The 21,873-nt window shown below is 66.7% G+C and carries 16 protein-coding genes; 8 read left to right on the top strand and 8 right to left on the bottom strand.

Features of this window, described 5'->3' with window-relative positions; genetic code table 11:
• Nucleotides 1–111: 111 nt before the first annotated feature.
• Nucleotides 112–1,704, bottom strand: a complete 1,593-nt coding sequence (locus QBJ92_RS07475) for an MFS transporter (RefSeq protein ID WP_277969066.1) — start codon at nucleotides 1,702–1,704, stop codon at nucleotides 112–114.
• 73 nt (nucleotides 1,705–1,777) lie between these two features.
• Here QBJ92_RS07475 and QBJ92_RS07470 point away from each other — a divergent pair, with 73 nt between their 5' ends.
• Nucleotides 1,778–2,449 (top strand): DUF6445 family protein, encoded by a 672-nt coding sequence (locus tag QBJ92_RS07470; protein WP_277969065.1) that lies wholly within the window; start codon nucleotides 1,778–1,780, stop codon nucleotides 2,447–2,449.
• A 7-nt stretch (nucleotides 2,450–2,456) separates the two neighbouring features.
• Here QBJ92_RS07470 and QBJ92_RS07465 read toward each other — a convergent pair whose 3' ends face one another.
• The gene (locus tag QBJ92_RS07465) at nucleotides 2,457–3,479 is read right to left on the bottom strand and encodes a LacI family DNA-binding transcriptional regulator (protein WP_277969064.1); all 1,023 of its coding nucleotides are present in this window, start codon (nucleotides 3,477–3,479) and stop codon (nucleotides 2,457–2,459) included.
• Between the two features lie 216 nt (nucleotides 3,480–3,695).
• Here QBJ92_RS07465 and QBJ92_RS07460 point away from each other — a divergent pair, with 216 nt between their 5' ends.
• The 6 genes from QBJ92_RS07460 (at nucleotide 3,696) to QBJ92_RS07435 (ending at nucleotide 15,735) form a co-directional block, all read left to right on the top strand.
• Entirely contained in the window at nucleotides 3,696–6,662 is a 2,967-nt protein-coding gene (locus QBJ92_RS07460; protein ID WP_277969063.1) for a TonB-dependent receptor, read from the top strand.
• Nucleotides 6,663–6,740: 78 nt separating this feature from the next.
• Nucleotides 6,741–8,255 carry a tryptophan halogenase family protein gene (locus QBJ92_RS07455; protein WP_277969062.1) on the top strand — a complete coding sequence of 505 codons (1,515 nt, stop codon included), beginning with the start codon at nucleotides 6,741–6,743 and terminating at the stop codon, nucleotides 8,253–8,255.
• Nucleotides 8,252–10,093 (top strand): alpha-amylase family glycosyl hydrolase, encoded by a 1,842-nt coding sequence (locus QBJ92_RS07450; RefSeq protein ID WP_277969061.1) that lies wholly within the window; start codon nucleotides 8,252–8,254, stop codon nucleotides 10,091–10,093. Before QBJ92_RS07455 ends, QBJ92_RS07450 begins: the two co-directional genes overlap by 4 nt.
• A gap of 5 nt (nucleotides 10,094–10,098) precedes the next feature.
• Nucleotides 10,099–11,715, top strand: a complete 1,617-nt coding sequence (locus QBJ92_RS07445; protein ID WP_277969060.1) for an alpha-glucosidase — start codon at nucleotides 10,099–10,101, stop codon at nucleotides 11,713–11,715.
• Entirely contained in the window at nucleotides 11,712–13,241 is a 1,530-nt protein-coding gene (locus tag QBJ92_RS07440; protein ID WP_277969059.1) for a tryptophan halogenase family protein, read from the top strand. Before QBJ92_RS07445 ends, QBJ92_RS07440 begins: the two co-directional genes overlap by 4 nt.
• A 10-nt stretch (nucleotides 13,242–13,251) precedes the next feature.
• Complete coding sequence (locus QBJ92_RS07435) at nucleotides 13,252–15,735, top strand: TIM-barrel domain-containing protein (RefSeq protein WP_277969058.1); 2,484 nt, start codon at nucleotides 13,252–13,254, stop codon at nucleotides 15,733–15,735.
• Between the two features lie 322 nt (nucleotides 15,736–16,057).
• Here the strand turns inward: QBJ92_RS07435 and QBJ92_RS07430 are convergent, their stop codons facing one another.
• The 4 genes from QBJ92_RS07430 to QBJ92_RS07415 form a co-directional block, all read right to left on the bottom strand.
• On the bottom strand, nucleotides 16,058–16,684 hold the full coding sequence (locus QBJ92_RS07430; protein WP_277969057.1) for a response regulator transcription factor: 627 nt from the start codon (nucleotides 16,682–16,684) through the stop codon (nucleotides 16,058–16,060).
• A complete protein-coding gene (locus tag QBJ92_RS07425) occupies nucleotides 16,677–18,209 on the bottom strand; it encodes a PAS domain-containing sensor histidine kinase (RefSeq protein WP_277969056.1) in 1,533 nt (510 codons plus the stop codon). Before QBJ92_RS07425 ends, QBJ92_RS07430 begins: the two co-directional genes overlap by 8 nt.
• A 63-nt stretch (nucleotides 18,210–18,272) precedes the next feature.
• Nucleotides 18,273–18,710, bottom strand: coding sequence for a BLUF domain-containing protein (locus QBJ92_RS07420; protein WP_277969055.1), 438 nt, complete (start codon nucleotides 18,708–18,710; stop codon nucleotides 18,273–18,275).
• Nucleotides 18,711–18,793: 83 nt separating this feature from the next.
• Complete coding sequence (locus QBJ92_RS07415) at nucleotides 18,794–19,507, bottom strand: Crp/Fnr family transcriptional regulator (protein ID WP_277969054.1); 714 nt, start codon at nucleotides 19,505–19,507, stop codon at nucleotides 18,794–18,796.
• 141 nt (nucleotides 19,508–19,648) lie between these two features.
• On the opposite strand from QBJ92_RS07415, the gene QBJ92_RS07410 reads away from it, so the two are divergent.
• Nucleotides 19,649–20,305 (top strand): OmpW/AlkL family protein, encoded by a 657-nt coding sequence (locus QBJ92_RS07410; protein WP_277969053.1) that lies wholly within the window; start codon nucleotides 19,649–19,651, stop codon nucleotides 20,303–20,305.
• A 296-nt stretch (nucleotides 20,306–20,601) separates the two neighbouring features.
• Here QBJ92_RS07410 and cydX read toward each other — a convergent pair whose 3' ends face one another.
• On the bottom strand, nucleotides 20,602–20,700 hold the full coding sequence (gene cydX / locus QBJ92_RS07405; protein WP_277969052.1) for a cytochrome bd-I oxidase subunit CydX: 99 nt from the start codon (nucleotides 20,698–20,700) through the stop codon (nucleotides 20,602–20,604).
• A 25-nt stretch (nucleotides 20,701–20,725) separates the two neighbouring features.
• Nucleotides 20,726–21,868, bottom strand: coding sequence for a cytochrome d ubiquinol oxidase subunit II (gene cydB / locus QBJ92_RS07400; RefSeq protein ID WP_277969051.1), 1,143 nt, complete (start codon nucleotides 21,866–21,868; stop codon nucleotides 20,726–20,728).
• Nucleotides 21,869–21,873: the final 5 nt, after the last annotated feature.

The raw sequence follows: 21,873 nt of genomic DNA, 5'->3' as shown, positions 1-21,873 counted from the left end.
TCCCAAGTTGTGGTTGCCCCCTATACGGGCTCCCTCCGGCATGCGCAGCGAAAATGCGCCAACGCCCCCGCGCCAATTCTTGCGCGCGGGAAAGCGGTGGTTTCGCCCGCTTCACGCCTCTCCGGTGTCGGGAACCCGCAGCATCGCGAGCGCCGCCAGCGCCATCACCGCAGCGCCGAAGCCCATCGTCCAGATCGGCTCGGTCGGGAAGAAGGCGCGCAGCACCGATCCCATCACGGTTGCCACGAGCAACTGCGGAATGACGATGAACACGTTGAAAAGCCCCATGTAAATGCCAAGCTTCGCCTGCGGCAGGCTGGATGCGAGAATCGCATAGGGCATGGCGAGGATCGACGCCCAGGCGATCCCGACACCAACTTCGCTGAGGATGAGCCAGTGCGGGTCGCGGATCAGGAAGAAGCTCGCAAACGCCGCCGCCCCGCAGAGCAGGCACAGGATATGCGTCCGCACCTTGCCGATCCGGGCGGCGACGCGCGGCAGCACCAGCAACGCGATCAGCGCCGCGACGCCGTTATAGACCGCGAACAACACGCCGACCCAGTCGCCCGCCGCATTATACGCCGCGCTGGTCGGATCGCTCGACCCGAACGCATATTGCGCGACGACCGGGGTCGAATAGATCCACATGATGAACAGCGCGGACCAGCTGAAGAACTGCACCAGCGCCAGCCGCTTCATCACCACCGGCATCGCCGCAAAGTCGCCCACGATCATGCTGAGAGCGTTGTCGACATTCCCGCTCCGCGCGCGCCGGATCGCGACCACGCTCGCCACGCCGTACGCAACGAGGAGCCCGCCAAGCAGATAGACCTCCTTCTGCAACGCAAGCGCGGGCACCGCGACGAGCACCGCCACCCCCGCTGCGATCCACGCCCCACTCCGCCCCAGCCCGCGCGCGGCGAGCGCGCGCATCGGCTGCGCGAGATCCTCGGCGGCGTCGCGTTCGCCGAACGACGCCATCTGTTCGGGGCTGTATTCGCGCGTCGTCCCGACGGTCCACAACACCGCGAGCAACAACGCCGCGCCGCCCGCCCAGAAGCTGTAGCGCACGGTATCGGGCACGCCGCGCAACGCGGTTTCGGCAACGCCCAGATGCGCGAGCACGAACGGGAAGATCGACCCGACGACCGCGCCCGCGCCGATGAACACGGTCTGCAACGCATAGCCCGCGCTGTGCTGGTCCTTGCGCAGCATGTCGCCGACGAACGCGCGGAACGGCTCCATCGATACGTTGATCGACGCGTCGAGCACCCACAAGGTCAGCGCCGCGAACCACAGCACCCGCGCCTCGGGCATGACGAACAGCGCCAGCGCCGCGAGCACCGCGCCCGCGAAGAAATACGGCCGCCGCCGCCCGAAACGGTTCCACGTCCGGTCGCTGTAATGACCGATGATCGGCTGGACGAGCAGCCCGGTCAGCGGCGCCGCGATCCACAGATAGGACAGGTCGTCGAGCGACCCGCCGAGCGTCTGGAAGATCCGGCTCATGTTCGCATTCTGGAGCGCGAAGCCGATCTGGATCCCGAAAAAGCCGAAGCTGATGTTCCACAGGCCGCCGAAGCGCTGCACCGGTTTTTCGTTCACGTGGCTCTCTCTCCTGCCCGACCGATCACGACGATCGGGCTCGTCTCCAGCCTGACTGCCGACAAGCCGGGGCGCGCACAAGGGCAGCAGGCGATGCATACGAATGCAGCGTGGGACAATACGTTACGCCGCGCCTTGCGCAACCGCCGCGAGCCGTTCCACAAGGCACGGGATGCAGACTCCCCTCCCCCACCGGCATGGTCGCGAACAGCATCCGCTGCTCGTGATCGACGATTTCTGGCCCGATCCGGATGCGCTGCGCGAGGACGCGGCGGCGTTGCGGATGCAGGGGATCGGCCCGCATTATCCCGGCGTCCGCGCGGAAGTCCCTGCCCGGCTGGCAGAGACGATGCGGCGGAAGGTCGCGCCGTTGCTGGCCGAGCATTTCGGGCTCGACCCCGCGCCACGCGTATCGGAAGCGTACTATTCGCTCGTCACGACCGATCCGGCGCAGCTCGCGCCGATCCAGCGGCTGCCGCATTTCGACGGGGTGGAAGCGCGGCGGATCGCGCTCCTGCTTTTCCTGGGGCACGGCGCGCAGGGCGGCACGGCTTTCTACCGGCAGCGCGAAACGGGGTTCGAGAGTGTCGATGCCGCGCGGCTGGAGCGGTTCAAGACGGCGCTTGCCGACGGCGTAGCGGCGCACGGGATGCCCGAGGCGGCATACATCGCGGGGGATACGCCGCTGTACGAACGCGTCGCGGTATACCCGGGCGCGTACAATCGTGCGTTGGTCTATGCGGGCAATACGCTCCACTGCGCGGACCTGCCGGCCGAGGTGATGCTGAGCAGCGATCCGCTGGTCGGGCGCCTGACGCTGAACCTGTTCCTGTTCGACGAATAGCGCCCGGCTATCCGCCGCTGCTGGCGCGCACCACCAGCCGCGTCGCGAGCGGCGCGGGGGTGACGGCCTCGCCCCGCAACCGCGAGAGCAACGTCGCGACCAGCACCTCCCCCGCCTGCCGCGCATCCTGCGCGACCGTGGAGAGCGGCGGCGACGTCAGCGAGGCCGAGGGGATATCGTCGAACCCGACGATCGCGACATCGCCCGGCACGCTCCGCCCCGCCGCCGCCAGCGCGCGCATCGCGCCGATCGCGATGCTGTCGCTCGCCGCGAAGATCGCGTCATAGCCGGCGCCGCGCCGCGACAGTTCGGCGATCGCGTCTTCGCCGGCATCCTCCAAAGTGATGGCATCGACCCGGAGCGTCTCGTCGCGTACCAGACCCGCGCTGGCCAGCGCCGCGCAATAGCCGCGGTACCGCTCCTCGATCTCCGGATAGCGGCTGTCCGCCGTACCCAAAAATGCAATTCTCCGGCGACCCTGCGAAATCAGGTGCGCGGTCGCTTGCGCGCCGCCATCGCGATTGTCCGATCCGACCGTGATCGCGCCCGGCCCGGTCCCGACCGCGCCCCAGCGGACGACGTGCGATCCCTGCTCCGCAAGATGGTCCAGCCGGACGCGATAGGTGTCGTAATCGCCATAACCGAGCAGGATGATTCCGTCGGCCTTGTGGCTGTCCTGGTAATCGACATGCCAATCGCCCGAGAGCTGCTGGAACGAGATCAGCAGGTCGTAGCCGGCCTTCGCCGAGGCGCGCGTGATCGACCCCAACATCGACAGAAAGAACGGATTTATCGCGCCATCCTCTTCCGCCGCCTCCTCGAAGAACAGCAATGCGAGCGTGTGCGTCGCCTGACTGCGCAGGCTGGAGGCGTTCTTGTCGACTGCGTAGTTGAGCTGCCGCGCGATCGCCTCGATCCGCGCGCGGGTCTGCGGATTGACCGTCTTCACCCCGCGCAGCGCGCGCGACACGGTCGGCTGCGACACCCCCGCCAGCTGCGCGATATCAAGCGAGGTCGGTCGTCTTGCCATCGTCTGGAACAGTCCCGTCGATCGAGTATTCCGCTCCCAACCCGTCGGGGACCGGGCCAGCACAGCATAAATCGAGAATACGTATGCCCGATCCTTCTGCAAACCCCCTGTTCGAAATATAGCGACCCCAAGGGCAATCGACGCTGAATCACGACGTCGACGAAACTGTACGTGAGGATCCGCGGGCTGCGCCCGCCTGAAGGGGAACGCCACCAAATGACTGATACAGCGATGAACCGCGCCCTGTGCGCGACCGCACCCGCACGCCTGCTGTCCGAGACCCGGACCGTGCGGCGCGTGAGCATGATCGCGCTTGCCGCGGCGCTCGTGACGCCGGGCGTCGCGTTCGCGCAGGACGCGGCGACCACCGCCACCGCCAACCCGACCGCCAAGGCGCAGGTCGAGGCGACGACCACCCAGGCCGACCCGACGCCGGCCCCCGCAGCGCCCGCCGAAAACCCGGCCGAAGCGGTTGCGGCCGCGGCGCCTGCGGACGAGAACATCGTCGTCACCGGCATCCGCGCGGGGCTTGCCAGCTCGGCGAAGATCAAGCGTCAGTCGGTGCTGATCGTCGACTCCGTCTCCGCCGAAGACGTCGGCAAGCTGCCCGACGTGTCGATCGCGGACTCGCTGGCGCGCCTCCCCGGCGTCACCGCGCAGCGTCTCGAAGGCCGCGACCAGCGCCTGTCGATCCGCGGCCTCGGCCCGGACTTCTCGACCACGCTGCTCAACGGGCGCGAACAGGTCACCACCGGTGACAATCGCGGCGTCGAGTTCGACCAATATCCGTCGGAATTCTTCAAGAACGTCAACGTCTACAAGTCGGCCGACGCATCGCTGGTCGCTGCGGGCATCGCCGGCACGGTCGATCTGCGGATGCTGCGCCCGCTCGACCAGGGCAAGCGCGTCCTCGCGGTCAGCGCCCGTGGCCAGATGAACGGGATCGACAAGCTCAACCCCGATGGCACGCGCTACGGCTATCGCGCGTCGGCGACCTATGTCGACAAGTTCGCGGGCGACACGCTGGGGATCGCGCTCGGCGTCTCCGCGACGCAGACTCCGTCGCAGGACGAACGCTACAATGCGTGGGGCTATAGCGGTGCCGGTACGGACGCGAGCCCGTTCCTGCTCAACGGCGCCAAGCCGTACGTCCAGTCCAACCTGCTCAAGCGCTACGGCGGCGTCGCGACGATCGAGTGGCGGCCGTCCGACACGTTCCACTCGACGTTCGACGCGCTGTATTCGCACTTCGAGGAAACGCAGATCCTGCGCGGGATCGAGTTCCCGCTCGCAGGCCAGCTCGCGAGCGCGGGCACCGCGGGTGGCACGACCGCAACAGGCGTGACCGTCAACAACGGCTTTGCGACCCAGGCGACGTTCGGCAACGTGTTCGGCGTGCAGCGCAACGATTACAACCAGCGCAAGGCGGAGAACTTCTCGCTCGGCTGGAACAACGACCTCAAGCTGACCGACACGATCCACCTCAACGTCGACGCGAGCTGGAGCCATGCCGACCGCACCGACTTCCTGCTGGAGACCAACACCGGCACCGGCTTCGCCAAGAGCGGCGCGGCCGACACCGTCACGGTCAAGCAGAACGGCAACGGCACCTACACCTTCGCGCCGACGCTCGATTACACCAACACCAACATCTTCAAGCTGACCGATCCGCAGGGGTGGGGCAATAACGGCAACCAGCAGGTCGTTCAGACGGGCTTCCTCAACCGGCCGAGCTTCAAGGACGATCTCAAGTCGCTCCGCGCGAACCTGAACGGCGAATTCTCGGACAGCGTCGTCAAGGGTTGGGAAGTCGGCGGCAACTACAGCCAGCGCAAGAAGACCAGCGCGTTCACGTCCTTCTTCCTGTGCCCCCCCGGCGGCGGCACGAACTGCACCGTCGCCAGCGGCTCGCCGACCAGCAGCACCGTCCCCGCAGACGCGCTGCTTGGGACCAACGTCGCGCTCGGCTATCTCGGCATTCCGCAGATGCTGACGCTCGATCCGCTGTATCTCTACAACAACACGCTGCAGTCGGCGTTCGACGGGCGTCCGTCCTCGCTGGTGCGCGACAATGTCGTGCTCGAGAAGGTGTGGACCGGCTATGCCAAGATCACCCTTGACGGGATGGTCGGCGACAAGCCGCTCAAGGGCTCGATCGGCACGCAGGTCGTGCATTCGGACCAGAGCTCGACCGGGCAGATCGCAAGCGTCGTCAGCGGCGTCGTGACGATCGCGCCGGTGAAGCAGACCTACCGCTACACCAACGTCCTGCCCTCGGCGACGATGTCGGTCGAGCTGATCCCGCTCGGCTTCGTCAAGATCGGCGCATCGCAGACGATGATCCGTCCGCGCCTCGACCAGGAGCGTGTCACGCAGGACGTTGCGATCAACCCGGGCAATATCGGGCAGACCCCCGCTGGCCTGTTCCCGGTGTTCACCTCGACCGGCGGCAACGTCAATCTGAAGCCGTACAAGTCGACCAACATCGACCTGTCGTTCGAGAAGTATTTCAACGCGGGCGGTTACGTCGCGCTGTCGGGCTATTTCAAGCATCTGACCGACTTCGTCGATCCGAACAATTCGCTGCCCTATGACTTCTCGGCGCTGCTCCCCGCGCTGACCCCGGCGCAGCAGGCGCAGGTGATCGCGGCGGGCCAGACAATCGGCAACGTCTCGACGCCGGCCAATACCGGGCGCGGCGAAGTGCTCGGCGTCGAGGGGACCGTGTCGCTCCCGTTCAAGGCGATCACGTCGGCGCTCGACGGGTTCGGGATCTTCGCGAGCGGCAACTACACCCAGTCGACGATCAAATACGCCAGCAACCCGACCCAAGCGATCACCCTGCCCGGCCTGTCGGAATTTACCGGCAGCGGCACGATCTACTTCGAGAAGCGCGGGTTCCAGGTGCGGGCGAACTATCGCTACCGCTCGAGCTTCCTCGCCGAAGTCGCGGGTCTGTCGGCGAACCCGACGTACCGGACCGCGCGCGCCGAAGCGATCCTCGATGCGCAGATCGGCTATGAGTTCCAGAGCGGGGTCCTCAAGAACTTCGCGATCCTGGCACAGGCGAAGAACCTGACCGATCGTCCGTTCGTGACCTATCAGGACAACGACCCGCGCAAGGTGAACGATTACCAGCGCTATGGCCGTGATTACTATATTGGAATCACGTACAAGTTCTGAACCCAGCCGACGGCGGACAACGACCAATCGTTGTCCGCCGCTCCGCTGCCTGACGTAGTTGAAGCGGGGACGCGGATCATGACACAGCAGCCTGCGCCAATCAGGATCGTCATCGTCGGTGGCGGCACCGCCGGATGGATGACCGCCGCGACCTTCGCCCGGTTTCTGGAGGTCGGGTTCGAGATCGATCTGGTCGAATCCGACGAGATCGGCACGGTCGGCGTCGGCGAGGCGACGATCCCGCAGATCCGGCTGTTCAACGATGCGCTCGGGCTGGACGAGGACGCGTTCCTGCGCGCGACGCAGGGAACGTACAAGCTCGGGATCGAGTTCGTCGACTGGCTGCGGCCGGGGCATCGCTACATGCATGCGTTCGGCGATGTCGGGCGCGATGTCGGGTTGCTGCCGTTTCACCAATATTGGCTGCGCGCGAAGGCGCTTGGCACTGCAAAGGACCTTGCGGCGTATTCGCTCAACGCTCAGGCGGCGACGGCGGACCGGATGCAGCGTGGCCCGGCGCGGACCGCACGGGTGCTCCCCGACATGCCGTCCGCCTACCACTTCGACGCGGGGCTCTATGCGCGGTATCTGCGACGCTACAGCGAGACGCGCGGGATCAACCGCATCGAGGGCAAGGTCGCGCGCGTCGAGCAGGGCGCAGGCGGCGACGTCTCCGCGCTGGTGCTTGAGAACGGCACGACCCTGTCCGCCGACCTTTACATCGACTGCACCGGCTTTCGCGGACTGCTGATCGAGCAGACGCTCAAGACCGGCTATGACGACTGGACCCACTGGCTCCCCGCAAACCGGGCGATCGCGGTGCCATCCGAGCGCAGCGCGGCGTTCACGCCGTACACTCGCTCGACCGCCAAGGCGGCGGGCTGGCAATGGCGGATCCCGCTCCAGCATCGCACGGGGAACGGCCTCGTTTATTCGTCGCAGTACCTGAGCGACGACGAAGCGACGGCGACCTTGCTCGCCGGGCTCGATGGGGAAGCCCTGGCCGACCCGCGCCCGATCCAGTTCACGACCGGCAAGCGGCGGAAAATGTGGAACCGCAACGTCGTCGCGATTGGGCTGTCGGGCGGGTTCCTCGAACCGCTGGAGTCGACCAGTATCCACCTCATCCAGTCCGCGATTGCGCGGCTGATGAAGCTGCTCCCCGGGCGCACCGTCGCGGAGGCGGACCGCGTCGAGTTCAATCGCCAGAGCGACTTCGAATACGAACGGATCCGCGACTTCATCATCCTGCATTATCACGCCAACGACCGGCACGAGCCGTTCTGGAAGATGTGCCGCGAGCAGGCGCTGCCCGAGACGCTCTCCGCCAAGATCGCGCTGTGGCAGGGCAATGGGCACATCACGCGCGAGCATGAGGAACTGTTCACCGAGGTGGGCTGGTTCCAGGTGCTGGCCGGGCAAGGCGTGATGCCCGCCGGATACCATCCGCTCGCCGACGCGATTCCGGCGACGGATCTCGCCGAATTCCTCGACACGATCGATCAGCTCAACGCCCGTGAGGTTGCCCAGATGCCAAGCCATGCCGATTTCATCGCGCGCCACTGCGCCGCGCCAAAGCCGGTGACGGCATGAGCATTACGACGGCCCTGCTGCTCGCGCTCGCCGGCCAGGCAGCCGCCCCCGCTACGGTTTCCGCCGCCGTCCCGATCGAACAGGTCCGCGCGCGCAAGCCGCAGGACGAGGTCATCTACTTCGTCCTCCCCGACCGGTTCGAGAATGGCGATCCGGCGAACGACACGGGCGGGTTGAAGGGCGACCGGCTGACCACCGGCTATGACCCCACCGCGAAGGGCTTCTACCACGGCGGAGACCTGAAGGGCCTGATCAAGCGGCTCGACTATATCCAGCAGCTCGGCGCGACCGCGATCTGGCTCGGGCCGATTTTCAAGAACAAGCCGGTGCAGGGCGCACCCGGCCACGAATCCGCTGGCTATCACGGCTATTGGATCACCGACTTCACGCAGGTCGACCCGCATTTCGGGACCAACGCCGACATGACCGCCTTCGTCGATGCGGCGCACGCACGCGGGATGAAGGTGTATATGGACATCATCATCAACCACACCGCGGACGTGATCCAGTATCGTGAATGCGCGGTCGGCATGCCCTGCCCGTACCGCGACCGCGCTGCCTATCCGTATCAGCGCAAGGGCGGTGTCGGCGGCAAGGCGATCAACGGCGGGTTCGCGGGCGACGACGTGCGGACCACGGCGAACTTCGCCAGGCTGACCGATCCAAGCTACGCCTATACGCCCTACGTGCCCGCCGCCGAGCGGCGCGTGAAGGTGCCGGCGTGGCTCAACGACCCGATCTATTACCATAATCGCGGCGACACGACGTTCAGGAACGAGAGCTCGACGATGGGCGACTTCTCGGGGTTGGACGACATCATGACCGAGAATCCGCGGGTCGTCTCGGGCATGATCGAGATCTTCGGATCGTGGATTGACCGGTTCAAGGTCGATGGGTTCCGCATCGATACCGCGCGCCACGTGAACCCCGAATTCTGGCAGCAATTCGTACCCGCGATGCTGACGCGGGCGCAGGCGAACGGCATCCCGAACTTCCACATCTTCGGCGAAGTCTCGGACCACGAAGTCCGTCCCGCCGTGCTTGCGCAGCACACGGTGGTCGACACGCTGCCCGCCGTGCTCGACTTCGCGTTCCGCCAGGCGGTGGTCGAGACGGTCGCCGGTACGCGCGGCACCGATGCGTTCGAGGCGCTGCTGGACGGCGACGTGCTGTATGCCAAGGGCGTCGACACCGCCGCGATCCTGCCGACCTTCACCGGCAACCACGACGACGGCCGCTTCGCCACCTTCGTGCGCAAGGCATTCCCGCAGGCGTCCGACGCGGAGGTGTTGCAGCGCGTGCTGCTGTCGAACGCGATGCTGCTGACACTGCGCGGCGTACCGACGATCTACTCGGGCGACGAACAGGGCTTCGTCGGCGACGGCAACGACCAGGACGCGCGCGAGGACATGTTCGCGTCGAAGGTCGCGATCTACAACGACAATCACCTGCTCGGCACGACCAAGACGACGGCGACCGAAAGCTTCGGCGAGACCAACCCGCTGTTCCGCCAGATCGCCGAACTCGCGCGGATCCGCGTCGCGCATCCCGCGCTCACGCGCGGCCGGACGGTGCTGCGCAGTCGCAGCGAGACGCCGGGCCTGCTCGCCGTGTCGCGGTTCGACCCGACGACCGGCGCCGAAATCCTGATCGCGTTCAACACCTCTGCCAAGCCGCTGACGCAGGCGATCCAGGTCGAGACCGGCTCGACGCACTTCACGACGCTGACCGGCACGTGCGCCTCCCGCGCGGCTGCGCCGGGAAGCGTGACGCTGTCGCTGCCCGCGTTCGGCTACGCGATCTGCGCCGCCGCCCCTGCCCGCCTCCCCAGCAAATGAGCCTCATGACCGCCGCTATCGTCCAGCCCGACCCGTCCGCCACCGATCCGTGGTGGAAGGGTGCCGCCATCTATCAGATCTATCCGCGCAGCTTCGCCGATTCGAACGGCGACGGGATCGGCGACCTCGCCGGGATCACCGCGCACCTCGATCATGTCGCCTCGCTCGGGATGGATGCGGTGTGGTTGTCGCCGTTCTTCACGTCTCCGATGAAGGATTTTGGCTATGACGTGGCGAATTACCGCGATGTCGACCCGATCTTCGGCACGCTCGACGATTTCGACGCGCTGATTGCGCGCGCGCATGAGCTCGGGCTGCGGATCATCATCGATCAGGTCTATTCGCACACCTCGGACGACCACCCCTGGTTCCAGGCGAGCCGCGCGAGCCGGTCAGGCGACAAGGCGGACTGGTATGTCTGGGCCGACCCCAAGCCCGACGGCAGCCCGCCGTCCAACTGGCAATCGGTGTTCGGTGGCCCGGCGTGGACATGGGATGCGCGCCGCCAGCAATATTATCTGCATAACTTCCTGAAGGAACAGCCGCAGCTCAACGGGCATAATCCGGCGGTGCAGCAGGAACTGCTCGATACCGCGAGGTTCTGGCTGGATCGCGGGGTCGACGGCTTCCGGCTGGATGCAATCAACTTCGCGATGCACAACCCTTCGCTGACCGACAACCCGCCTGCCCCGGCGACCAACCGTGCGCGGACGCGGTCGTTCGATTTCCAGGTGAAGCTGCACAACCAGAGCCACGCCGATATTCCGGCGTTCCTCGAGCGGATCCGCGCGCTGACCGACGCCTATGGCGCGGGCTTCACCGTGGCCGAAATCGGTGGCGAGGACAGCGACCGCGAGATGAAGCTGTTCACGGCGGGCGGCAAGCGGCTCGACAGCGCGTACAGCTTCGATTTCCTCTATGCCGATGCGCTGACGCCCGATCTCGTCGCGGATTCGCTCGCGCGCTGGCCCAATGATCCGACGATTGGCTGGCCGAGCTGGGCGTTCGAGAACCACGATGCGCCGCGTGCCGTGTCGCGCTGGACGACGCCACAGCATGCGAATGCGTTTGCGCGGATGAAGCTGCTGCTGCTGGCGTGCCTGCGCGGCAACATCTTCCTGTATCAGGGCGAGGAACTCGGGCTGACCCAAGTCGACATCGCGTTCGAGGATCTGCTCGATCCCGAGGCGATCGCCAACTGGCCGATGACCTTGTCGCGCGATGGCGCGCGGACGCCGATGCCGTGGGTCGGCAGTGCGCCCGATCTTGGGTTCGGGAGCGAGACGCCGTGGCTTCCGTTCGGCAGCGATCACGGGGCGCTTGCGATCGACGTGCAGGATGCGGACGCGGGGTCGTTGCTCAACTGGACTCGCCGCGTGATCGCGACCCGCAACGCGCACCGCGCCTTGCGCAGCGGCGATCTGCGCATGCTGTACAACGACGATGCGCTGCTCGCGTTCGAACGCGAGGCGGATGGCGAGCGGTTGCTGTGTGTGTTCAACTTCGGCGAGACCGCGCGCGCCTGGCCCGAAGGAGTCAGCCACGACGGGTCCGTCCTGATCGGCACGCAGGACGCGATCGACAGCCTTGCTCCGTTCGCTGCGATGGTGCTGCGCCGGTGACCTCGCCTGCCGGGGACCGAAGCGACGCGCGCGCGATCGTCATCCTTGGCGGAGGCACCGCGGGCTGGATCGCGGCGTGCCTGATCGCGCATCGCTGGCCCGATGCGCGCGTGACTTTGGTCGAAAGCCCCGAGATCGGGATCGTCGGCGTCGGTGAGGGTTCGACCCCGCAACTGAAGGGCTTCTTCGACCGGATCGGCGTGGACGAGGCGGAATGGATGCCCGCCTGCGATGCGACCTACAAGCTCGGGATCGAGTTCGCGGGCTGGTCGGACCGCGCAGGGTTCGAGCGGTATTTCCACCCCTTTCCGACCGCGCTCGACAGCCATACGACGAGCTCGTTCTTCTACAACACGCGCGCCCGCCGCACCGGGCGTGACGTCGTCGCGCACCCCGACCGCTTCCTCCTCCCCGCGCGGCTCGCGGCGGACGCATGCGCACCGCAGCCCGACGAACGCTTTCCGTTCGAGGTCAGCTACGGCTATCATTTCGATGCGTATAAGGTCGGGGCCTTTCTCGCGCAGCACGCGGTGGGCAAGCTTGGCGTCACGCACCTTCAAAGGCGCGTGACGCACGTCGACCGCCGCGCGGATGGCGCGATCGCTGGGCTGGCGTGTGACGACGGGAACAGCATCACGGGCGACCTCTTCGTCGACAGCAGCGGGTTTCGCAGCGTGCTGTTCGAGCAGACGCTCGGCGTGCGCTTCGTCGACTATGCCGACACGCTCTTCAATGATCGCGCGGTCGTCCTCCCCACGCCACGCGGCCCCGCCGCACCGCTGCCGAGCCAGACCCGCGCAACCGCTTTGTCGGCGGGTTGGGCGTGGGACATCCCGCTCACCAGCCGCACCGGCAACGGCTATGTCTATGCAAGCCGTTATCTGACGCCCGAGCAAGCCGAGGCCGAACTCCGCGCGCATCTCGGGGTTGGCCCCGATACACTTGCGCGGCACCTGACGATGCGGGTCGGGCGGGTTGCGGAAAGCTGGTCGCACAACGCGCTCGCGGTGGGCCTCGCGCAGGGGTTCCTCGAACCGCTCGAGGCGACCGCGCTGCATCTGGTGATCGCGACCGTCGAGGCCTTCCTCGACGCGGTCGATGCGGATGGCTTCACCGAAGCGGCGCGCGCGCCGTTCAACGCGCGGATCGCCGCGCGCTACGATGGCGTGCGCGACTACATCGTCGCGCATTACCGGCTCAACCAGCGCCACGCCGATCCGCACGGCTATTGGGCGGCGGCGCGCCAGGTCGAGCCATCGGATACGCTCAAGCGCGTCATGTCGGCCTGGTTCACCGGCGCGGACCTCGTCGCCGAGATCGATCGGCTCGATATCGCGCGCTATTACAATGCGATCAGCTGGCACTGCTTGTTCGCCGGATACGGCACCTTCCCCGACGACGCGCGGCTGGTCCCGCCCGGCCCCGACATCGACCGGATCGACATGGACAGGATCGACGATTTCCTGCGCCGCTGTGCGCTCAACTTTCCGCCCCACCAGACCTGCCTCCCCCGGCCGATTGCCTGAAAGACCTTTGATGAACCGCCTGCCCCTCGCGCTGCTGCTCGCGTCCGTCGCGCTGCCGCTGACCGCCACCGTCGCCCACGCGCAAACCGCCGCTCCCACACTCGCCGCACAGACGGACGGCGTCGAAATCATCGCGGGCGCGCTGAAGATGAAGCTGATCGCGCTCTCGGACGACCTCGTCCGCGTCCGGATCGCACGCGATGGCGTCTATCCCGAAGATGCGAGTTGGGCAGTGCTCCCGGCGCAGCGCAAGACCCGGACGAAGGTCACCGCGACCCCGGACGGCTTCACCACCGCGCACCTGCGCGTCCGCATCGGCGCGGGCGGCGCGGTGACGTTCGAGACGCTCGACGGCAAGATCATCTCCGCCGAGGCGGCGCCCGTCGCGATCGACGGCAAGGCGTTCAGGATCGCCAAGACGCTCCCCGTTACCGAGCATTTCTACGGCCTCGGCGACAAGACCGGCGGGCTCGACCGGCGCGGCAAGGAATTCGTCGACTGGAACACCGATGCGTTCGGCTTCACCAGCGGAGACGACCCGATCTACAAGTCGATCCCGTTCTTCGCCTCCACCGGCGGCGCGGGCGGCAGCTACGGCGTGTTGCTCGACAACACGTACCGCACCTGGTTCGACTTTGGCCACCGCGACGCCGAGACGCTGACCTTTGGCGGCCCCGACGGCCCGATCGACTATTACTTCGTCAACGGCCCCAGCCTCGCCGAGGTCACGCGCCGCTACGTCGGCCTCACCGGCCATGCGCCGCTCGCACCGAAATGGGCGCTTGGGTATCAGCAGTCGCGCTACAGCTACATGTCCGCCGACGAAGTCCGCGAAATCGCGCGTCACCTCCGCGCGGACCAGGTGCCTACCGACGTGATCTGGCTCGACATCGACTATCAGGATCGCAACCGGCCGTTCACGACCAATCCCAAGACGTTCCCGGACTTGCCCGGGCTTGTGAAGGACATGAAGGCGGAGGGGATCAAGCTGATCGCGATCACCGACCTGCACATTGCCAAGGCCGACACTGGCTATGCGCCCTACACCACCGGCAAACGGATCGACGCGTTCGTCAAGAACCCCGACGGCAGCGACTATGTCGCGCCGGTGTGGCCGGGGGACTCGGTCTTCCCCGACTTCACGACGACCAAGGCGCGGACCTGGTGGGGGACGCTGTACAAGGGGTTCCTCGACGCGGGCGTCGCTGGCTTCTGGAACGACATGAACGAGCCGGCGATCTTCAATACGCCGACCAAGACGATGCCGCTCGACACCGTCCACCGCGTCGACAGCGACGACTTCGCGGCCCGCACCGGCGACCACCGCGAGATCCACAACGTCTACGGGATGCAGAACACGCGCGCGACCTATGACGGGCTGCTCGCGCTGCGACCGAACGAGCGCCCGTTCGTGATGACCCGCGCGAGCTATGCGGGCGGGCAACGCTATTCGGTGACCTGGACCGGGGACAATCTGGCGACCTGGGATCACCTCAAGCTGTCGGTCCACCAAATCATCAACCTCGGCCTGTCGGGCTTCGCGTACAGCGCCGCCGACGTCAGCGGTTTCGCGGGCGGGCCGAGTGCCGATCTGCTCACCCGCTGGTTCGAGATCGGCGCGTTCACGCCGGTCTTCCGCGATCACTCCGCCACCGGCACGCCGCGCGTCGAGCCGTGGGTCGATGGCCCCGACCATCTCGCGATCCGTCGCCGCTTCGTCGAGGAGCGGTATCGACTGATGCCCTATTTCTACGCGCTGGCGGACCAGAACAGCCGGCTGGGCGACCCGATCATGCGCCCGGTGTTCTACGATTATCCGAGCGCCGCATCGGCGAGCTGCAACCAGTCGATGGCGTTCACGCTCGGCAAGGCACTGCTGATCGCGCCGCCGCCGAGCCCGGAATCGCCGCAGACCTATGGCGTCTGCCTCCCCGCTGGCGGCTGGTACGATTACTGGACCGGCCAGCGCACCGGAACGCCCGAGCCGACCGCGCAAGGCCCGATCCAGTCGGCGACGCAGGCCGTCCCCACCGCGCGCAGCAACGGCGACCGCGTGGTCGAGACGCCACGGCTCGACCGCCTGCCGGTGTTCGTCCGCGCAGGGACGATCCTGCCGCGCCAGCCGCTCGTCCAGAGCACCGCGCAGACGCCTTCGGGGCCGCTGATGCTCGACGTCTATCCGGGCGCGGAGTGCATGGGCACGCTGTACGAGGACGACGGCACGACGCTGGCGTATCAGCGCCGCGGGTTCCTGCGGCAGAAGGTCACCTGTGCGATGACGCCGAACGGGCTGTCGATCGCGTTCGATGCGCGCGAGGGCAGCTTCAAGCCATGGTGGTCGCAAGTGACCGTGACGGTTCACGGCTGGTCGAGCCCGGCGACCACGACGGTGAATGGCAAGCGCGTGGCAAGCACGCTCGATCCCGCTGCGCAGACCGTGGCGTTCACGATGGCCGCGCCGGTCAAGGCTTCGAGGATCGCCCTGACCCGATAAGTCGGGGCGTGGAAAGTTAGGGGAAAGTTAGGCGGAAACGCATTACAAAACCGCGCCTGTCTGCATGAAATAGGGGTGGTTTTGTTATGTCAAAGAACGGGTGTTACTATGCAGAAATTCGGTTTGTAGGACAGTAGCTGCGCACAATACTGTCCGTTATTCTGCGAAAGCTTTGCAAAACCGTCCGTAATCCTGAACTCGTTTCAGGATCCAGCCCTCCGCGAGTCCGGACTAAGCCCGTTGCGCGGTGGATGCTGAAACAAGTTCAGCATGACGGCAGCTTCTGGGGTGCGGCGTGCCAACGCAGGAACACAGAGGTGCGCTATTCCCCCGGCTGCGGCCCCAGCCCCGCCGCAAACGCAATGCGCAGCGCGTCAGGAAAATTGGCGACCTCCAGCTTCGTCATCAAATTCGCGCGGTGGACCTCCACCGTGCGCGGGCTGATCCCGAAGTCAAACGCGATCGTCTTGTTGGGCAGGCCGTGCGCAAGCTGGCGCAGCACGTCGCGCTCACGCGGGGTCAGCGCGGCGATGCGCAGCCGCGCGACGTCCGCCTCGGCGGCATGATGATCCGCATCGACGATCCGCGCGATCGCCGCCTCGACCATCCCGAGCAGGACCGTCCGTTCGAACGGTTTCTCAAGGAAATCGACCGCGCCGTTCTTCATCGCGCGCACCGCGGTGCCGACGTCGCCATGCCCGGTCAGGATGATGACCGGCATTGCGATCCCGCGTTCGGCCAGCGTCGCCTGCACCTCGAGACCATCCATCTCGGGCATCCGCACGTCGAGCAGGATGCACCCCATCGGCGCATGCCGCGCCTCTTTCAGGAACGCGACGCCGCTGGGCCAGGTGTGGACCGCATAGCCCGCGGTGCGCAGCATGAAGCCCGCCGATTTGCGGATCGCTTCCTCGTCATCGACGATGTGGACGACGGGGCGTTCAGTCATCGCGGGTCTCCGGATTGGCCAGGGGGACGGTGAAATGGAAGGCGGTGCCGACCGGCCGGGATTCGGCCCAGATCCGGCCGCCATGCGCTTCGATGATCGTCCGGCAGATCGACAGGCCAAGCCCCATCCCGTCACGCTTGGTGCTGGCAAAGGCCCCGAACATGTTGGCGACGATCGCCGGGTCGAGCCCGCCGCCGCTGTCGCTGACGGTGACTTGCGCGAAATCCCCCTGGCGGCGCGCGGCGACGCGGACGACGCCGCCCGAATCCGCCGGGATCGCCTCGACTGCGTTGCGCATCAGGTTGATCAGCACCTGCTGGATCTGGACCCGGTCCACCAGCACCGATCCCGTCGCCGGGTCGATCGCGCGCTCGACCCGGATCGCGGCGGTCGTCGCGCGGACCATCCCCAGCGCGCAGGCATCCTCGACGATGTCACCGACCGCCTCGACCGTCTTGTCGAGTTCGCCCCGCGCGACGAAATCGCGCAGCCGGCGAACGATCTTGCCCGCCCGCAGCGCTTCCGAGGCGGCTTCCGCAAGCGCTTCCTCGACGATCGCGACGCTATCGGGCGCCCCCGCCTGCAACACCGCGAGCGAGGTCTCGACATAATTGGCGACCGCGGTGACCGGCTGGTTGAGTTCGTGTGCCAGCGTCGACGCCATCGTCCCCATCGCGGTCACGCGCGAGATGTGGAGTAGTTCGGACTGAAGCTCGGCAAGCTGCGCGGCGGCGCCTTCGCGTTCGGTCAGATCGCGGATAAACCCGGTGAATACCCGCCGCCCCCGCCCCCGCGCTTCGCCGATCGCAAGTTCGTGCGCGAAGGTCGTCCCGTCCTTGCGCAACCCGATCACGCGGCGCGCCTTGCCGATGATGTGCCGCACCCCCGTTTCGAGATAGCGCGCGAGATACCCGTCGTGCGCCGACCGGTCCGGCGTGGTCATCAGCATCGAGACGTTGCGCCCGATTACCTCGTCCTCGTCATAGCCGAACAGGCGTTCCGCCGCCGCGCTGAACGACTGGATCACGCCGTGATCGTCGATCACGATCATCGCGTCGGGCACCGTGTCGAGGATCGACTTGAGCAGGATCGCGCTCGCTTCGATCGAGTTGGCGGAAGCGCGCTCGGCGGTGACGTCGCGGACCACCAGCCAGAACCCCTGCACGTCGCCATCGCCATGCGAAATCGCCGTCAGCGCGGTGATCGCGCGGAAATGGCTCCCGCTCTTGTGGCGGCACAGATTGTCGACGGTCTTGCGCGTGGTAGGGCCATCGCGCAGATGCTCGCGCACCGTCGCGGCGGCGCCGGGGGCAAGCAGGCGTTCGACGCTCTGTCCGTGGATTTCCGTTGCCGTCCAGCCGAACAGCGCCTTCGCCGGGGCGCTCCACCCGTCGACGAGACCCTGTGCGTTCAGCCGCACGATCGCGTGTTCGGGCAACGCCTCGATCAAGCCGGCCAGCGCGGCGGCGGCTACCGGATCGGACGATCCCGCTAGGACCTTAGGGAGGGGATCTTCGACCGGCATGGCTGTTCCTAGTGCGTTTTCGCTCTAGCGCGATGACCGTTCAAAGCGATCTACGTACTTTCCCTAGGGGCGATCGTCCCGCACCGGTCGACGTGGTTGCGGCTGTGCCAGCCGGGTCATCAGGTCGACGAGCCGTTCGACATCCCCCCGCCGCTGTTCCCGCCCCGGCAGGAGCGCGCGGATGAAGCCTTCGAAGTAGGCCGAGTTGCCGTGATAGGCGAGCGACCATTCGCGGAAGCGCCGCCCGGCGTCGATCTGATGCTGGACGATCGTCACGTCGCAATGCCGGGGGTCCAGCAGGATGTTCTCCATCAGCGGCTGCGTCGCGTCACGCCGTCCTTCGATTACTTGCGCGAAATGGTGCTCGGTCGCGATCAGTGTGCCGGTGACGCCGCGGTCTGCGTTGCGGCGCTGCGCATGGCCGACGATCGCGCGGACCATGCCCGCCGCCTGGGACGGGGCGAAGGTGGGCGTGCTGATATAGACGATGGAATGGTGCATGGCTGGACTTACGATTGCGGTTCTCGGCACCGTCGTGCGTCGCGCGGCGTCGCGCCATACGGACATTTCCGAAGGGCGGCGCGCTAGGCCGCCGCGATCGCCGCCAGCCCGGCGCGGTCGATCACGACCATCGAACGATAGTCGGGCAGCGCGATATGCCCCGAGCGTTCGAAATCGCGCAGCTTGCGGCTGACCGTCTCGATCGACAGACCGAGCAGGTCGCCCAATTGCTGGCGGCTGAGCGGGATCGCGATCCGTCCGCGCGCGTCGGCAATGCTGCGCGCGACGAGATCGAGCAGGAAGGTTGCGACGCGTTGCGGCGCGGACAGGCGCGCGAGCACGAGCATCTGGCGCTGCGCGCGCGACAGATCGTCCAGCGCCTGGACCAGCAACGCATGTTCCAGCGCCGGGCTCGCCGCCACCAGTCGCTCGAATGCGGCGCGCGGGAAAACGCAGAGGACCGTATCGGTAATCGCGATCAGACTGTGATCGGTCGTCGCGCCGAACAGGCGACCGACCATGTCGCCGGGAAACGCCAGCCCGACCACCTGTTCGCGGCCATCCGACAGCATCAGGCTGCGTTTGAACACGCCCGAGCGCAACGTCGCGACGACGAGCGACTCCTCGCCTTCCCACGCAAGCGTCTCGCCCGACCGCAGCGTCTCGGACCGCCGCAGCGATCCGAGCGCGATGCGGTGCGCGAGCGACAATTGCGCGCAGGCCGCGGTATCGCGCACCGCGCAGGTCAGGCACGGCGTGGTCGCGTCCACGTCCGTCCGTGGCGATCGAAGCTGCATGAATGTTCCTCCACGCACAGGATAGGCGCGTCGAAGAAACGGGGATCGCCGTAATCTTACGTAGGACGGCGCTTGTCTGCGCGCAAATCGACCAATGCTTGGTGCGGCTACGCGAGTCTCTGGTATCATTGGAGAACCATCATGCGGCTTACCCTCATCTTCGGCGCAGCGCTTGCGAGCGCACTGGCGTTCCCCGCCCAGGCGCAGATCGCCAAGGGCGACGTGCTCGTCCGCGCCCGCGCGATCGTCGTCGCCCCCAACGACAGCAGCGGCGCGGTGACCCCGGGCTTCCCCGGCAGCTCGGTGGGCGTCACCACCAGCTACGCGCCGGAAGTCGATTTCACCTACATGCTGACCAACCACATCGGCACCGAGCTGATCCTCGCGACGACCAAGCATGACGTGACCGGCGGCGGGACGCTTTCCGCGCTCGACAAGGTCGCGAGTGCCTGGGTCCTGCCGCCAACCCTGACGCTGCAATATCACTTCATGCCGACGAAGCACGTGCGGCCGTATCTCGGCGCCGGGATCAACTACACGGTGTTCTACAACGCCAAGGCGAGCGACTCGCTGGTCACGGCGATCGGGCCGACCAAGGTCCATCTGACCGACAGCGTCGGCTATGCGGTGCAGGGCGGGATCGACGTGGATGTGTCGAAGCGCGTGTTCGTCAATCTCGACGTCAAGTACATCGACATCAATTCGACCGCGCGGCTCACCACCGGCGGCGCGCTCAACCAGGTCAACGTCCACATCAACCCGATCGTTGCCGGCGTCGGCGTCGGCATCCGGCTCTAACCGACCGGCGAACCGCACGACCCCGGTCGTGCGGTTTGACCGTGGTCAAACCGTCCGGTCGCAATGCGTGCGACGCTCCCGCCGCAAAGGAGCAGGACGATGCCGCAGGATAACGATTGGTTCCTCTACCTGGTGATCGCCGCAATGGCCGGGTTCATGCTGGTGCTGATGTGGGCAACCGTCACGGACCGGGACCCCGAAGCGCCCTGAGCTTCACCGCTCCCCCCCCCCGCCAACCAGAAAAGGCCGCCCCGGTTTCCCGGGGCGGCCTTTTCTGTGTCGGTCCGTGCGATCGTTCAATCGTCGGCGGGCAATTCCATTTCATGCCACAGACCGTTGAGAATGCCGAAGGCCACCGCGAGGCAGAGGCCCAGAACCCAGCTGAAATACCACATGTCGTTCCGCTCCCGGTTGAAGGTGTCAGTAAAGGTCGATGTTCGCGACGACTTGTGCGGTGGTCACCCGCCCGAACATCACGCGGTACGCCCAGGCGGTGTAGATCAGCACGATCGGCAGCAGGACACCCGTCACCCCGAGCATCAACGCCAGCGTGGAGGCGCTGGACGATGCGTTCCACACGGTCAGGCTCGAATGCGGATCGATGCTGGAGGGCAGGATGTACGGGAACATCGATACGCCGACGGTCGCGATGATCCCGGTCGCCGCGAGCGTCGACCCGACCAGCGCGGCCGCCTCGCGCCGCAACAGGATGCCCGCCAGCGCGAGCGCGGTGCCACCGAAGCCGAGCGCGGGGGCGATGACCATCCACGGGTGCCGTCCGTAATTGGCAAGCCAGGCCCCCGCCTGGACCACGGTCGTCATCCGCGTCGGGTTGGACGGCCCGAGCGGATCGGCGACCCCCGCGATGGCATAGCCCGTCCCGGTCGCGACGAAGCCCCAGCCGATCGCGAACAGCACGATCGACAGCACCGCCGCCCCCGCACCGATCGCGCGGGCACGGTAATGCACTGCGCCATGTTCGATCTTGACCGCCAGCCACGCGCTGCCGTGCAGCACGAGCATCGCGACCGACAGCAGCCCGCACACCAGCGTGAACGGCGTGAACAGACCGAGCAGCCCGCCAACGTAGGTCGCGCGCAAATCATCGTCGATCTTGAACGGGGCGCCCTGCAGGACATTCCCGACCGCGACGCCGAACACCAGCGCGGGAACCAGCCCGCTGACGAACAACGCCCAGTCCCACCGCGCGCGCCACGCCGGATCTTCCGACTTGGAGCGGTATTTGAACGCCACCGGCCGCAGGATCAGCGCGGAGAGCACGAGGAACATCGCGAGATAGAAGCCCGAGAAGCTGATCGCATAGACCAGCGGCCAGGCGGCGAAGATCGCACCGCCGCCGAGGATGAACCACACCTGGTTCCCCTCCCACGTCGGCGCGACCGCGTTGATCGCGAGCCGCCGTTCGACGTCGTCGCGGGCGACGAACGGGAGCAGCGCGGCAACACCGAGATCGAACCCGTCGGTGATGGCGAAACCGATCAGCAGGACGCCGAGCAGCACCCACCAGATCAGTCTAAGCACTTCATAGTCTAGGAAAGCCATGATCG

It is taken from the genome of Sphingomonas echinoides (genome assembly GCF_029623395.1).
Lineage (GTDB): Bacteria > Pseudomonadota > Alphaproteobacteria > Sphingomonadales > Sphingomonadaceae > Sphingomonas > Sphingomonas echinoides_A.
Note: the sequence above shows the minus strand (reverse complement) of the source record. Positions and strands in the feature narration are given on the sequence as shown.